The organism is Moellerella wisconsensis ATCC 35017, from assembly GCF_001294465.1.
In the GTDB taxonomy this organism is placed as follows: domain Bacteria; phylum Pseudomonadota; class Gammaproteobacteria; order Enterobacterales; family Enterobacteriaceae; genus Moellerella; species Moellerella wisconsensis.
The window spans coordinates 169450-185403 of the sequence record NZ_LGAA01000018.1 but is presented as its reverse complement, the minus strand read 5'-3'; the positions used below and the strand labels follow the sequence as shown (position 1 = coordinate 185403).

The 15954-nt window shown below is 40.5% G+C and carries 13 protein-coding genes; 8 read left to right on the top strand and 5 right to left on the bottom strand.

Annotated features, from left to right (window positions below; genetic code table 11):
* Window positions 1–76: 76 nt before the first annotated feature.
* Together M992_RS08935 and M992_RS08930 are read right to left on the bottom strand one after the other, a co-directional pair.
* The gene (locus M992_RS08935) at window positions 77–754 is read right to left on the bottom strand and encodes a DUF1345 domain-containing protein (RefSeq protein WP_053908212.1); all 678 of its coding nucleotides are present in this window, start codon (window positions 752–754) and stop codon (window positions 77–79) included.
* Between the two features lie 173 nt (window positions 755–927).
* Window positions 928–2004 (bottom strand): AI-2E family transporter, encoded by a 1077-nt coding sequence (locus M992_RS08930; protein ID WP_053908211.1) that lies wholly within the window; start codon window positions 2002–2004, stop codon window positions 928–930.
* Between the two features lie 208 nt (window positions 2005–2212).
* On the opposite strand from M992_RS08930, the gene bepA reads away from it, so the two are divergent.
* On the top strand, window positions 2213–3679 hold the full coding sequence (bepA, locus tag M992_RS08925; RefSeq protein ID WP_053908210.1) for a beta-barrel assembly-enhancing protease: 1467 nt from the start codon (window positions 2213–2215) through the stop codon (window positions 3677–3679).
* Between the two features lie 15 nt (window positions 3680–3694).
* Window positions 3695–4051 (top strand): arsenate reductase (glutaredoxin), encoded by a 357-nt coding sequence (gene arsC / locus M992_RS08920; RefSeq protein ID WP_053908209.1) that lies wholly within the window; start codon window positions 3695–3697, stop codon window positions 4049–4051.
* A gap of 264 nt (window positions 4052–4315) precedes the next feature.
* Here the strand turns inward: arsC and hda are convergent, their stop codons facing one another.
* The 3 genes from hda to upp all read right to left on the bottom strand — a co-directional run bounded on the left by hda (window position 4316) and on the right by upp (window position 7473).
* Window positions 4316–5041 (bottom strand): DnaA inactivator Hda, encoded by a 726-nt coding sequence (gene hda, locus M992_RS08915; RefSeq protein ID WP_197076019.1) that lies wholly within the window; start codon window positions 5039–5041, stop codon window positions 4316–4318.
* A gap of 176 nt (window positions 5042–5217) precedes the next feature.
* Window positions 5218–6522 (bottom strand): uracil permease, encoded by a 1305-nt coding sequence (gene uraA, locus M992_RS08910; protein ID WP_053908208.1) that lies wholly within the window; start codon window positions 6520–6522, stop codon window positions 5218–5220.
* Window positions 6523–6846: 324 nt separating this feature from the next.
* Window positions 6847–7473, bottom strand: a complete 627-nt coding sequence (gene upp, locus M992_RS08900; protein WP_053908206.1) for a uracil phosphoribosyltransferase — start codon at window positions 7471–7473, stop codon at window positions 6847–6849.
* Between the two features lie 234 nt (window positions 7474–7707).
* Between upp and purM the strand changes: the two genes are divergently transcribed.
* The 6 genes from purM to mgtE all read left to right on the top strand — a co-directional run bounded on the left by purM (window position 7708) and on the right by mgtE (window position 15775).
* Window positions 7708–8748 carry a phosphoribosylformylglycinamidine cyclo-ligase gene (gene purM / locus M992_RS08895; protein ID WP_053908205.1) on the top strand — a complete coding sequence of 347 codons (1041 nt, stop codon included), beginning with the start codon at window positions 7708–7710 and terminating at the stop codon, window positions 8746–8748.
* Window positions 8748–9389, top strand: a complete 642-nt coding sequence (gene purN / locus M992_RS08890) for a phosphoribosylglycinamide formyltransferase (RefSeq protein ID WP_053908204.1) — start codon at window positions 8748–8750, stop codon at window positions 9387–9389. Before purM ends, purN begins: the two co-directional genes overlap by 1 nt.
* 553 nt (window positions 9390–9942) lie before the next feature.
* Window positions 9943–10530, top strand: a complete 588-nt coding sequence (speG, locus tag M992_RS08885; RefSeq protein WP_053908203.1) for a spermidine N1-acetyltransferase — start codon at window positions 9943–9945, stop codon at window positions 10528–10530.
* A gap of 49 nt (window positions 10531–10579) precedes the next feature.
* Window positions 10580–12649, top strand: coding sequence for a polyphosphate kinase 1 (ppk1, locus tag M992_RS08880; RefSeq protein ID WP_053908202.1), 2070 nt, complete (start codon window positions 10580–10582; stop codon window positions 12647–12649).
* A gap of 5 nt (window positions 12650–12654) precedes the next feature.
* Window positions 12655–14184, top strand: a complete 1530-nt coding sequence (ppx, locus tag M992_RS08875; protein WP_053908201.1) for an exopolyphosphatase — start codon at window positions 12655–12657, stop codon at window positions 14182–14184.
* 130 nt (window positions 14185–14314) lie between these two features.
* Window positions 14315–15775 (top strand): magnesium transporter, encoded by a 1461-nt coding sequence (mgtE, locus tag M992_RS08870; RefSeq protein ID WP_047257053.1) that lies wholly within the window; start codon window positions 14315–14317, stop codon window positions 15773–15775.
* Window positions 15776–15954: the final 179 nt, after the last annotated feature.

The window sequence follows — 15954 nt, the reverse complement described above, 5'->3', positions numbered from 1 at the left end:
CCTTCAACAAGATTATCGGTTGCATAAAAATAAAAATTAGCTTATTTAATTTAATCGTTTTATATCAAATAACGGACTAAAATAAGCTGGCGCAAATATTAATCGACAAGCCTAAAATTGCCATATTAAAGATAAACGATATTACTGATTGCAATAATACCGCTTTTCTCATCATCGAAGAGCCAACACACACATCTGCAGTTTGACTAGCAACGGCAATAGTAAAAGAAAAATACATAAAATCTGAATACATCGGCTCGTTAGGTTTATCCGGAAAAATTAACCACGGTTGATTATCTTCATGCCGCCCATAATAAAGATGGGCGTAATGCATAGTAAAACCCATAGGAATTAATAACCAAGATGAAATTAATGTCGATGCAGTTAATATATAAGAAAAAATTCTATCGTACCCTTTTAAGTTAGCACTGCCACTCAACTCGACAAACAGCACCAGCATTGAGATACAACACCCTGCTAATAGAAAGAAAATCACCATTTTGGCACTTTCATCTTCCCGTCGAGTCACTTTGCGGATATCGATTTTTTTACGAATAATAGTTTTTTCAAGCAAACAGGCTAAATAGAGCCATGCAAATACATTCCAACTCAACATTAAGCCAGTTTGTACTGGATAATAAGACAGCAATATAAAAAAGGTGATTGTCGCAGCGCCCAAAGAAAGCAATAATCGCGGTCGGCTGTGAAAATAATGATGGGCAATATGGGTAAATCGGGTATACAAACGAAACATAATCGATCCCTATAAATAAAGAGTAAACACCGCTAGATATCACTGCGCTTATTTTATTCTGGGGATTTCACCGACGCAGAATAGGTATTGTCCCTGTTAAGAAGTATCTTGTTTTAACGTGTCCTCACCGCTCATGGGTGAGGATCTCGAACGTTATTCTTGCTCAAGCACTATTATTTGACATCTGCTGAGTTGTCTTCAATTACATCCTCAGGCCACGCGTGGATCACCGCTTTAACTAACGTGGCCAGCGGGATAGCGAAAAACACGCCCCAAAAGCCCCAGAATCCACCAAAAATAATCACCGACAAAATAATTACCAACGGATGCAAATTAACCGCTTCAGAGAATAAAACCGGCACTAATAAATTGCCATCTAATCCTTGAACCACTAAGTAAGCAATCATTAGAGTCCAAAAATCACTGCCTAATCCCCATTGGAATAATCCCACAATCACCACAGGAATAGTGACCGCCACAGCACCAATGTATGGAATTAAGACTGAAAAACCGACTAACACCGATAATAAAACGGAATAACGCAGCCCCAAAAAGGCAAAAACAGCGTAAGTACAAATACCCACAATCACCATTTCTGTCACTTTACCGCGTAGATAATTGGTAATTTGTTGGTTCATTTCTTGCCAAACTTCAGTAACTAGCATTCTGTTACGCGGTAACACTTTTTGTACGCCAGCAAAAATGCGCTGTTTGTCTTTTAATAAAAAAAACATCATCAGCGGTACTAACACAATATAAATAGAAAGTGTAAAAATACCAATGAGTGAGGCGACTGAAAATTTAACCACTGATTCCGCCACTGAAGATAATTTACTGCGCAAGTTATCCGCCATCATATCTATAATACCCGCATCGACTAATGCAGGATAACGTTCAGGTAATGTTTTGGCATATTGGTTAAAATCATTCACCATAGTCGGTAAATCAGAGATCAAATTAATTGCCTGTTGCCAAGCCGTAGGTGCAATGATGAAAAAAACCATGGCACTAATTCCAGCAAACACGGTCAAAATGATACATACGGCTAATACCCTAGAACAACCTAACCTCTCAAGCAAATGAGTTGGCCATTCGAGAAGGTAAGCTAAAACAATCGCCACTAATAATGGGGCTAAAATTCCACTAAAAAAGAATATAATACAAAATCCAATAACTAAGCTGGTAAATAATGCAACCGCTTGTGGATCTGAGAAACGTCGTCGATACCATTGAACAAGCATATCAAGCATAGCAATGACTCCTTGGGGACCAGGGATAAGCCAATAATCGATTTAATTTAATGAAATTATACTGATCCACAGATTTTACGATAGCTTTTGCTATCATATAGCTCAATTAATTCAAAATATGCAAAAATAGCCAGCATATCGGCCATTTGATAAATGACAAGTAATGGGAATTTTGCTCATTCATCGCTGTAAGGGGCGTATCTATTTCATGAAAAACACACTGAAAAACCCTATTTTGGCTGTATTAATTGCAACACTCACTTTTGGACCTTGGGCTACGGCCTACAGTTCCGTCGAAGATACCCTGCCTGATATGGGAACGACCGCCGCAGGCACTCTAACTATTGACCAAGAAATTTTATTGGGGGATGCGTTTACTCGGCAAATCAGAGCCAGTACACCTCTCATTTATGATCCTCTGCTGCTGCAATATATTAATAACTTGGGGCATAAGTTAGTTAAAAATGCAGATTCAGTAAAAACACCCTTTAAATTTTATTTAGTTAATAATCAGAATATTAACGCCTATGCTTACTTCGGTGGTAACGTGGTACTGCATTCCGCACTATTTCGTTATAGCCAAAATGAAAGCCAATTGGCTTCCGTCTTGGCGCATGAAATATCTCACGTTACTCAGCGGCACTTAGCCCGTATGCTTGAAGATCAAAAAAGCAATACTCCATTAGCCATTGCCGGCACTATTGGTTCATTATTATTGGTGATGGCGAATCCACAAGCCGGGTTTGCCGCCTTGACCAGCACTATGGCGGGGGTTCAACAAGGTCGTATTAGCTTTACTCAAGGCAATGAGCAAGAAGCCGATCGTATCGGTCTACAAACGTTACGTCGCTCAGGATTTGATCCCCATGCTATGGCAGATTTTATGCAGGTAATGTCTGACCAAACACGCTATATGTCAAAACCCCCAGAAATTTTACTCACTCACCCATTACCTGATAGCCGGCTCGCCGATGCCCGTAATCGTTCAAGCCAATTTCCCAAAGTCACCGTGCCGTCATCATTTGATTTTATGCTAGCCCGTGTCCGTATTTTGGCGATGTATGGTGTGGATCAAAAAGCCATCTTAGAGCAAATTTTATCTAACTACAGTAAAGGTAGCGAGCAAGAAAAAATGGCCGCAGATTATGGTCGAGCGCTGTGGCTATCTTCACAAGAAAAAAAATATACCGAGTCGAATAAAATTATAGCGGAATTACTGGCGAAACAACCTAATAATCCGTGGTTTATCGATGCTATGACCGATTTGGATATTGAACAAAATCGTGCGGCTAAAGCCGTTGCTCGTTTGGAAAAGGCACGTATAAACTCTGCAAAAGATCCGGTTTTACAGATTAACCTGGCCAATGCGTATATTCGCAATAAACAATATGCCGATGCTTCAAAACTTTTGTATAAATATACTTTTGATTACCCAAGCGACCCCAATGGCTGGGATTTACTGGCCGAGGCCTCCGCGAAGCAAGGTAAGCGCAATGAAGAATTGGCGGCTTACGCGGAAGACATGGTATTACGAGGTAATTTTGATGGGGCAATTAACTACTTGAGCGATGCCAGCAGAATGACAAAACTAGGGAGTTATGAGCAAATACGTTATGACGCTCGAATTGACGAAATCCGTCAGCTCCAATTGCGAGAAAGTAAAATCAAACTTTAAAAGGTCTCTAATATTATGAGCACAGCCGTCACTTTTTATCATAATCCACGCTGTTCAAAAAGCCGTGAAACCTTGGCATTAGTCGAATCGATGGGGATAAAACCACAGGTTATTGAATATCTAAACACACCGCCTAGCGTAGCCGAATTAGCCCAATTATTGTCAGCTTTAGGCTTTGAGGATGCACGCCAATTAATACGTACCAAAGATGAATTGTATCAACAATTGGGATTAGCTAATCCCGAGTTAAGCCAAGTGCAATTGTTGCAGGCTATGCACGAAAATCCAAAATTAATTGAGCGCCCAATTGTGGTCGCCGGTAATAAAGCGCGTTTAGGTCGCCCACCGGAGCAAGTTAAAGAGATTTTATAGCCTTAAGCGACGAATGAAATGCCTTTAAATACTAGGTGATTAAATCGTGGACGCTAAATTCTAGGCCATCGGGTTAAATAATAGCGACTAACATTCAAAAGCTGAAGAATAAGCGTTAAAAAATAGCTCAGTCAACAAATCCGCTAATTTGGCGGCAGTTTATTTAGCTGCCGCTATTTTTATGATTTTAACCCGCTAATAGTGGATCAGCAGGACTAAAATAAATCAATAATGTGAACCGAGTTACTCATAAGAGCGCGTGATTTATAGCTTCAGAATATCTTTAACAAATGGAATTGTCAGTTTTCGTTGAGCCACAATAGACGCATGATCAAGTTCGTTCAAAATATCAAATAATGTACCCATTTTGCGATCTAAGCGTTTTAATACAAAGCGGCAAACATCTTCGGTAAGCTCAAAGCCCCGCATGCGCGCTCTGAGTTGTAATGCTTGAATTTTCTCTTCGTCACTTAATGGGTGCAGTTTATAAATCAGCCCCCAATCAAGACGAGACGCTAAATCAGGCAGTTTTAATTCAATTTGCCGAGGCGGCCTATCCCCCGTGATCAACAAACATGTGCGGCCTATCTCTAAAATGCGATTATATAAATTAAAAATCGCCATTTCCCACTCTTCATCACCGGCGATACATTGAATATTATCAAGACAAACCAATGATAAGTGTTCCATTCCGTCTAATACATCCGGCACAAAATATGCTCGTTTATCCAGTGGCACATAGCCAACGGCCTCGCCTTTATCAGATAATTCTGCACAGGCAGCATGTAAAAGATGACTCTTTCCGCCACCTTCACGGGACCAAAAATAGAGATAACTGCCATGTGGTTGATGAATTGCGAGCTTAATCGCCGCCAGCAATGAGGGATTATTTCCCGCATAAAAACTAGCAAACGTTTCATCATCCGGCAGATATAAAGGTAATGAGAGCTGCGATGGTGTATTCAGGATAGCCTCTGGCTTAACGAACAAATTTTCGCGGTACAGTTTAACATAAAATCGCAGGTTAAATGAACCTGATATATATTGTTTATAAGCAATGTTTATGAGCAATATTTCTAGACAATATTTTTGTAATAGTTATCAACACTGTTGGCCGACACGATGATACCAAAGGCCGACCAACCGGAACTAACTGTAAGCCTAGATTATTGCTTTATCGAGCGCTTAGTTTCAATTTCGTCTAATTGCTCAGTAATAAAATGTTTTTCTGGACGAACAAACGTAATAAAACGGAATAACAGCGCCATACCAATACCAACAATAGTGGCTAATGCCATACCTTTCAGTTCTGCTTGACCGATATGGATAACCGCACCGCTGACACCGATTATTAAAATCACCGACGTTAAAATTAGATTTTGTGGCTTATTATAATCTACTTTTGAGTCAATTAGCACACGAATGCCTGATGCACCAATTACGCCGTAAAGCAGCAAAGAAACACCGCCCATCACGGGGGTTGGAACGAGTTGAATCGCCACAGATAATTTACCAACACATGACAGTAAAATTGCTAGTATAGCTGCGCCACCAATAACCCAAGTACTGTAAACCTTAGTTATTGCCATTACGCCGATATTCTCACCATAAGTGGTATTTGGTGTCGAACCAAAGAAACCAGAAATGATCGTCGAAAAACCATTCGCAAACATAGAACGGTGTAAACCGGGATCTTTTAGTAAATCACGCTCGACAATATTTGCCGTCACCACCAAATGCCCTACATGCTCCGCGATAACAACTAATGCCGCGGGTAAAATAGTTAAAATCGCAAACCATTCAAAACGTGGTGTATAAAATTCAGGAACCGCAAACCATGGCGCATCGACAATGGGCGTCAAGTCCACAATCCCCATGAAATAGGATAAGGCATATCCAACTAAGAAACCGATAAGAATAGGAATAATTGATAAAAATCCACGGAACACTACCGCGCAAAGAATAGTTACACTCAGCGTAGTAATTGAAATAATTAAGGTTGATGGATCTACAGGAGTATCGCCTTGAGGCAATAATCCCGACATACTGGCTGCGGTTTGTGCCAGCTCTAACCCAATGACCGCCACAATGGCACCCATGGCAGCGGGGGGAAACATCACATTAATCCAGCCTCTGCCCGCGACTTTAACAATTAACGCCACGACACAAAAGAGTACTCCACAAATAATGAAGCCGCCAAGTGCTAGCTCATAACCTAAAGGTAATAAAATTAATACCGGAGAAATAAACGCAAAACTAGAGCCTAAATAAGCAGGAATTTTACCTTTACAGATAAATAGATAAATTAATGTCCCGACGCCATTAAATAATAAGATCGTGGCTGGATTAACGCCGAACAAAATAGGAACAATTACCGTTGCGCCGAACATAGCAAATAAATGCTGTAGGCTAAGTGGAATAGTTTGTAATAATGGTGGTCTTTCTTCAACTCCGATGGTACGGCGAGTCATTTGTTGCATCCCCTAGATGATATACTTTTAGATATTATGGTTAAAATTACGGGTTAAAATTACGCAGTTAATTATAGCTAACGCATTTACAACATAACTGGCTATATAGCCTAATAATTGCAGACGATTAAAACAGTCCTTAATAGCGCATACGGAACGCATATTGGCTATTAAGTTAACTTTAATTCGTCCGGTGTCTGAATACCAACTATCAGTCACTGGTTGCGAGCCCTCTAAAACCAAGCTGAACTCGCAACACGGTAACAACACTTATTATTCCCAGTATTTTTATTTAAAAAAAAGCCGACTATTCGTCGGCTGATCTTATTTAGTACCAAATATTTTATCGCCCGCATCCCCGAGCCCTGGAACAATGTAGCCATGTTCATTAAGGTACTCATCGATAGAGGCAGTATAGAGTTCGATATCTGGATGGGCTTTTTCTAATGCCGCGATACCTTCTGGTGCGGCGACTAAGACTAAGACTTTAATCGATTTACAACCGGCTTTTTTCAGCAAATCGATCGTTGCAATAACTGAGCCACCAGTCGCCAACATCGGATCAACAACCAACGCCATACGTTCTTCGATATTTGACGCTAATTTGTGGAAATAAGGAACTGGCTCAAGAGTTTCTTCATCTCGATATACACCAACAACACTAATACGCGCACTTGGAATACTATCCAAAACACCATCCATCATGCCTAAACCAGCACGTAAGATTGGAACAACGGTAATTTTCTTTCCTTTAATTTGTTCAATCTCAACTGGGCCACACCACCCTTCGATTGTTACTGTTTCAGTTTCAAGATCGGCAGTTGCTTCGTATGTCAGGAGACTCCCTACCTCTGACGCTAATTCGCGGAAACGCTTGGTGCTAATATCGTGATCGCGCATCAGGCCGAGTTTATGTTTTACCAACGGGTGTTTCGCCTCAACAACTTTCATACTTTTCTCCTACTATTTTTGGTGGTCGGCGGGCAAAAAAATCGCGAGATTATAACTCTTTTTTGAGATAGTTCCACTAGTATCGGGTTGATGCTGATCAAAACATTTCCGAATAATGTTGTTTTAATCTTAGATTATTTCCCGCAGAAAGCTATCGCAAACGTTTGCTTAGCCTGTTAGAATTAATCTCATTATTGCTTCTTTGTTTAAAACGTAATTGCCTTGGGGGCTGTTGTGACTGATAAAACCTCTCTTAGCTATAAAGATGCCGGTGTCGATATCGATGCAGGTAATGCACTTGTTGAACGTATCAAAGGCGTTGTAAAAGAGACGCGTCGTCCTGAAGTTATGGGGGGTCTAGGTGGTTTTGGTGCACTTTGTTCTCTGCCACAAAAATATCGCGAGCCGGTATTAGTCTCGGGTACTGACGGTGTTGGCACCAAATTACGTTTAGCCATGGACTTAAAACGCCATGACACCATTGGCATTGATTTAGTGGCAATGTGTGTTAACGATCTAATCGTTCAAGGTGCTGAACCCCTGTTTTTTCTAGATTATTACGCGACTGGTAAATTATCGGTCGATACTGCGGCTAGCGTAATTACAGGGATCGCCGAAGGCTGTAAACAATCGGGCTGTGCATTAGTCGGGGGTGAAACCGCAGAAATGCCAGGCATGTACCATGGTGAAGATTACGACGTCGCCGGTTTTTGTGTTGGTGTTGTTGAACGCTCAGAAATTATTGATGGCAGCAAAGTGCAAGCTGGTGATGCCCTAATCGCTCTCGCCTCTAGTGGCCCTCACTCCAACGGTTATTCATTGGTACGTAAAATTTTAGAAGTGAGTCAAACTGATCCTGAAGCTACCGAGCTTGAAGGCAAAAGTTTAGCTGACCATCTTCTCGAGCCAACTCGCATTTATGTCAAAAATATTTTAACTCTGATTGAGAAAAGTGATATTCATGCTATTGCTCATTTAACCGGTGGTGGTTTTTGGGAAAATATTCCGCGTGTATTGCCGGAGAATACCCAAGCACAAATTGATGCGAACAGCTGGCAATGGCCAGCGGTATTCCGTTGGCTACAAAAGGCTGGCGATGTTAGCACCCATGAAATGTATCGTACCTTTAACTGTGGTGTGGGGATGATAATCGCTCTTCCACCAGCAGAAGTTGCTACAGCGATCAATTTATTAACTGAATTAGGCGAAACCGCATGGCAAATTGGTAAAATTGCTGCATTACCAGCAAACGCAGAACAGGTTATCATTGGCTAATGAAAAAAATAGTGGTATTGATTTCGGGAAGTGGCACAAATCTACAAGCGATTATGGATGCCTGCCAAGCAGGTAAGATAAACGCCGAAATTTGTGCGGTATACAGCAATAAAAGCGATGCATTGGGATTATCTCGGGCACAAGAGGCCGGGATCCCTACCTTTGTAATTCAACCTGAGAATTACATCAATCGCGAAGACTATGACCATGCACTGCAGCAAGCAATAGATAGCCATGATACTGATTTACTGGTGCTTGCCGGTTATATGCGAATTTTGACTGCCGATTTTGTACGCCACTATCGCGGTAAAATAATCAATATCCACCCGTCATTGCTGCCTAAATATCCGGGATTACATACCCACCGTAAAGCAATGGAAAATGGTGACCAAGAACATGGGACTTCTGTCCACTTTGTCACCGAGCAGTTAGATGGCGGACCGGTTATTTTACAAGCCAAAGTACCTATTTTTGCCGATGATCATGAAAACGATGTAGTTGAACGAATTAAAACCCAAGAACATGATATTTATCCGGTTGTAATTGATTGGTTTATTTCAGGTCGATTACAAATGGTGGGAAATAATGCGCAATTAGACGGAAAAGTTCTCCCCGAACACGGGTATGCTAGCGACGACTAGACCACTAAATTACAATTTATTGGCTCAATTTTAATACTGGAAAACCAGATAATCCGGTGATTTATATTTTCATTTATGAATATTTTTTAAATCCTATTCATTATTTGAACCCTGTTTATCTGGTTTTTATTTGTTCTGCCCCATTAGCAACTTTATGGGGTCACTTCACTATCTATTATTTTATTTCAATGAGTTACTTTAATCGCTATCATCACCGTTATTCGGCTAATCCCTCGCTAACTCCACTCACCGACAGCAGAGATAAAATTTTCAACTTAATTGTTGCTGAATTATTCATCAATCGATGTCTGTCTATTTTGAGGTTGGCTTATTTTCTATTAAATAAGTGATATCCTATGAGAAACCAATCAATAAGATTAATAATGAATAGAAAGTATTAATTTTATTGCCTTAGTGATTGTCTTGTTTATAACGGTGATATTTACGTCAGCATTTTTTAATATCGCCCTATTATTGGTTATACTCAACGCTAAGCTGCTTATTTATTAGCGTAGCGTATAGCTAATACCCTTAACTTTTCTGAGGTAAAATTATGAAACCCGGGCAGTTATCCCCATTTAGATTGCGCCCCCTTGAACGCGAAGACTTAGCTTTTATTCATCAACTTGATAATAACGCCAGTGTTATGCGTTATTGGTTCGAAGAACCGTATGAAGCCTTTGTTGAATTAAGCGATCTGTACGATAAGCATATCCATGACCAATCTGAACGCCGTTTTATCGTTGAAAATGCTGCAGAAAAAGTCGGCTTAGTTGAATTAGTCGAAATTGATTATATTCATCGGCGCTCTGAATTTCAGATTATCATCGCGCCTAATTTTCAAGGCAAAGGCTATGCCACACGCGCAGCAAAACTGGCGATGGATTATGCATTCTCAGTTCTCAATTTATACAAATTATATTTAATTGTTGATAAAGAAAATATCAAAGCTATCCATATTTATGAAAAGCTCGGCTTCTATACCGAAGGTGAATTAATCGATGAGTTTTTTGTTAATGGTCGCTATCACACTGCTATCCGTATGTGTGTTTTTCAGCAACAATATTTTGCGATGAAACAACAAAGTAGTCATCCAGAAAGTGTGGTTAATAAACATGCAACTATTAAACAACAGGTATAATAGCTAGCTAACAAGGATTGACCTTATCACCTATCATATTGGAGTAATAATGTCCCAAGATCGCTCATATCATGAAAAAGAGCTGAGCTGGCTCTCTTTTAACGAACGTGTTCTACAAGAAGCGGCTGACAAACGTAACCCGTTAATAGAACGAATGCGTTTTCTTGGTATTTACTCCAATAATCTTGATGAGTTTTATAAAGTCCGTTTTGCGGATGTAAAGCGCCGTATCTTGATCAATGAAGAACGTGGTTCAGCTACGGGTTCTCGTCACTTGTTACGCAAAATTCAAACCAAAGTCGCTAAACTCGATCAAGAATTTGACATACTATATAACGAACTACTGCTAGAAATGGCACGTAATCAAATATTTTTAATTAACGAGCGACAAATCTCCCCCAATCAACAAATTTGGTTACGTCAATATTTTCGCCAAAAATTACGTCAGCACATTACTCCAATCTTAATTAATCCTGAAACCAACTTTGTTGAATTTCTCAAAGATGATTACACCTATCTAGCGGTCGAAATTATTCATGGGCAAGAGATTCAATATGCATTATTAGAAATTCCATCTGATAAAGTTCCGCGTTTTGTTAATTTGCCTCCAGAAATGCCAAAACGACGTAAGTCAATGATTTTAATTGATAATATCTTGCGTTATTGTCTCGATGAAATTTTCAAAGGCTTTTTCGATTACGACAAACTTAATGCCTATTCAATGAAAATGACGCGAGATGCAGAATATGACTTAGCGACTGAAATGGAATCCAGTCTGCTTGAGTTAATGTCATCGACGTTAAAACAACGGCTTACTGCCGAACCGGTAAGATTTGTTTATCAACGTGATATGCCGGATGAAATGGTCGAATTACTGAGAACTAAATTAGGGCTCTCGAATGATGACTCGGTTATTGCTGGCGGTCGTTATCATAATTTTAAAGATTTCATAAAATTCCCTAATGAAGGAAATAAAAATTTACTGTATAAACCGCTGCCATGTCTGCGCCATCGCTGGTTTGATAATTTTCGTAATGGTTTCGATGCTATCCGTGAGCGCGATGTTTTACTGTATTATCCTTATTATACCTTTGAACATACGTTAGAACTGCTGCGTCAAGCTTCATTTGATCCCAGTGTTATATCGATAAAAATCAATATTTATCGGGTGGCTAAAGACTCTCGGATTATCGATTCAGTGATCCACGCCGCACACAACGGTAAAAAAGTCACCGTAGTGGTCGAATTACAGGCCCGTTTTGATGAAGAAGCTAATATTCATTGGGCGAAACGCCTCACTGAAGCCGGTGTACATGTCATTTTCTCTGCTCCGGGGCTAAAAATTCACGCTAAACTGTTTATTATTTCTCGACTGGAAGACGGTCAAATTATTCGTTACGCCCACATTGGCACGGGTAATTTCAATGAAAAAACCGCCCGTTTATATACTGACTACTCGTTATTAACCGCCGATCAGCAAATTACCAATGAAGTTCGCCGGGTATTTAACTTTATTGAAAATCCATATCGCCCGGTGACTTTCGATAATTTAATGGTATCGCCACAAAATACACGCATTAAATTAAATCAATTAATAGATACTGAAATTGAAAATGCACTGGCAGATAAACCCTCTGGAATAACTCTAAAAATCAATAATTTGGTAGATAGAGAGCTCACAGACCGATTATACGATGCCTCAAATGCTGGGGTGAAAATACGGTTATTAATCCGTGGTATGTGTTCATTAGTCGCAGGGCAACCCGGAATGAGTGAAAACATTCAAGTCACCAGTATTGTTGACCGTTTTCTCGAACATGATCGCGTATACGTATTTACCAATGGTGGCGACGAAAAAGTCTTTCTATCTTCAGCTGACTGGATGACTCGCAACATTGACTATCGTATTGAAGTGGCAGTGCAATTAGTCGATCCGCAATTAAAACAACGCGTTCTGGATATTTTAGACTTACAGTTTGGTGATACCGTAAAAGCACGATTTGTTGACAAAGAACTTAGCAATCATTATGTTCCTCGAGGAAACAAACGTAAGATCCGTGCCCAGCTTGCGGTTTATGACTATTTGAAATCTATAGAAAATCCAGACATGAGATCTTAATAAACATGCCATTAACTTATACATCAACACCTCGACCGTTAGAAATCGCCGCTATTGACCTCGGATCTAATAGCTTTCATATGATTATTGCGCGGGTTGTTAATGGTGCATTACAAGTTCTAACGCGGCTAAAACAGCGCGTTCATCTGGCGACCGGATTAAATGAACATAATGAGCTTAGCGAAGAATCCATCGAACGAGCATTATCTTGTCTGGCACTATTTGCAGAACGATTACAAGGATTTCCGGCTGAAAATGTCTGTATAGTTGGCACACATTCATTACGTGAAGCCACAAACGTACAAGAATTCTTACGCCGAGCAAAACAAATAATCCCCTATCCGATTGAAATTATTTCAGGCCAAGAAGAAGCTCGATTAATTTTTATGGGCGTTGAGCATACACAGCCAGAAAAAGGCCGTAAACTAGTAATTGATATCGGTGGAGGCTCCACTGAACTCGTTATCGGCGAGAACTTTACGCCACTGCTAATTGAAAGCCGGCGTATGGGTTGCGTGAGTTTTTCGCGTCAATATTTTCCAAATAATGAAATTTCACCGAGTAATTTTGCCCGCGCACGCTTAGTCGCAAATCAGAAATTAGAAAATATTGCTACCCAATTTAAACAACAAGGGTGGGATGTGGTATTAGGGGCATCGGGTACCATAAAGGCAGCGCATGCTGTGTTGCTAGAAAATGGTGAACGAGACGGGATTATTACGCCCGCACGACTAGCACAACTGACCCAACACGTATTAAAATACACATCGTTTGATGATCTGGAGATTGAAGGTTTATCCGATGATCGAAAGCAAATCTTTGTTCCCGGACTTGCAATATTATGTGCAGTCTTTGATTCTTTAGATATCAAGGAACTACGGCTTTCTGAAGGCGCATTACGCGAAGGTGTTCTGTATGAAATGGAAGGCCGTTTTCGCCATCAGGATATTCGACAACGCACTGCACTGAGTTTAGCAGAGCACTATAATATCGATCGAGAACAAGCAAAGCGCGTTTTAGCTACGATGGAACAACTTTATAAACAATGGGCGGAACAAAATCCGAAACAAGTTAATTTGCATTTAGAGGCGATTTTAATTTGGGCCGTGATGCTGCATGAAGTCGGTTTAAGTATTAATTTGAGCGGACTACATCGTCATTCTGCTTATATTTTGCAAAATACCAATTTGCCCGGTTTTAATCAAGAACAGCAATTATTATTAGCGACTTTGGTTAAAAATCATCGTAAAGCCATTAAGTATGATGATATTCCGAAGTTTAATTTATATAAGAAAAAACAGTTTATGCCGCTGATCCAAATTCTTCGGCTATCCATTCTGTTAAATAATCAACGACAGTCAACCACAACGCCGGCAACGTTAAGGCTTGAAACTAATGACGGTTATTGGACATTATATCTGCCACCCAACTACTTGGCTGAGAATGCTCTAATGCAACTGGATTTAGAAAAAGAACAAGCTTTTTGGGAAGACGTTCCGGGCTGGGAACTGAAAATATGTGAGGAATCGGCTTAATTGTTCATCATTAAAAATAAAAGCCACTGTCGCTGACAGCGATTCATTGATGAGCAATAACCGCTAGAATTCATCTAATGGACTCATTTTAAATGCTCTTGGGCATTCAATTTATGTTTTAAGGATTAAAATGTCTCAACCTGCTTTTTCAATTGATGCGGCACCCACTATGAATCCGCATTCACAAAAACTGGCGCATATTCGTCAGCAAATTTTAACTCTTTTTCTGGATGATGAAGAGTTTGTACATAGCCTATTAGAAACTGACCCTCACGTCCGTACAGATGACAAAGTACTAAAAGAAAAAATTGCCGCGGTAAAAGAGCTGCTAAAAGACCTGCATACTGCCGATATCGCTGATATTTTGGAGATGTTACCGTATGATGAACGTTTAGCACTTTGGCATCTGGTCGATAACAGTGAACGCGGTGAAGTATTGGTAGAAGCCTCGGTTTCTGTATGGGATAGCCTAATCAAAGATATGACCGACCGCGAGCTTTTACGCGCAGTCGCCACTTTGCATATCGATGAGCAAGCCTATATTGCCGAGCACTTACCTCGCGATACTATGCGTCGCCTGCTAACTTATTTAGAGCCAAGCCTACGTAGCCGGATCCGCGAAGTACTGCAATATCCGAAAGACAGTGTTGGTCAAATGATGGATTTCGAATTCATCACCGTAAGGCCTTCCGTCACGCTAAAAACCGTGCAACGTTATTTACGTCAACGCGGTAAAATGCCCGAAGCCACCGATAAGATTTTTGTGGTCGATAACCAGAATCATCTCACCGGTGAATTGCCGTTAACCACTATTTTGACTCAATCGCCCGAAAAAATTGTCGCCGACGTCATGAAAACCGATACTGTTACCTTCATGCCCGATGAAAAAGGTGAAGATGCGGCAGGTGCGTTCGAACGTTATGACTTAATCTCCGCAGCCGTGGTTGATGCCAATGGCTTGATGATGGGACGACTCACCGTCGAAGATATCGTCGATAATATGCACGAAGAAAACGACACCAGTATCCGCCGCATGGGGGGGTTAAGCCGTGAAGAAGACGTCTTTGCTCCGGTAGGACAAGCAGTTAAAACGCGTTGGACTTGGCTGGCTATCAACTTATGTACCGCCTTTGTAGCTTCACGCGTTATTGGGGTGTTCGAAGATACTATTTCCCAGCTAGTCGCATTGGCAACATTGATGCCCATTGTCGCCGGTATCGGCGGGAATACGGGTAACCAAACCATTACCATGATTGTACGAGCTATTGCTTTACACCAAATTCAGACCGGGAGCTTCTCGTTCTTGTTTGTCAGAGAGCTTGGCGTCGCCTTTATTAACGGCATTGTCTGGGGCGGAATGATGGGGGTCGTCACCTATCTATTGTATGGAGATATGGCGATGGGTGGCGTAATGACCCTCGCGATGATCCTCAACTTACTCATGGCCGCTATCATGGGCGTATTAATCCCAATGCTAATGATTAAATTTGGTAAAGATCCAGCCATTGGTTCGAGCGTAATGATTACAGCGATTACCGATACTGGTGGTTTCTTTATCTTCTTAGGATTAGCCACTATTTTCTTAGTCTAATGCGTCTCTAATCATTATAATAAATAATAATCAACGCTAATCAGTATTGCCGTTGATTATTATTAACATCTGCCAGTATAAAAAGCATGTCTGTGACACTGACATGCTTTTTTTATGGTCTCTTTTTATTTTCTATTTACTGCTATTCTCTATTTTTTGATTTTTGATTTTTGATTTTT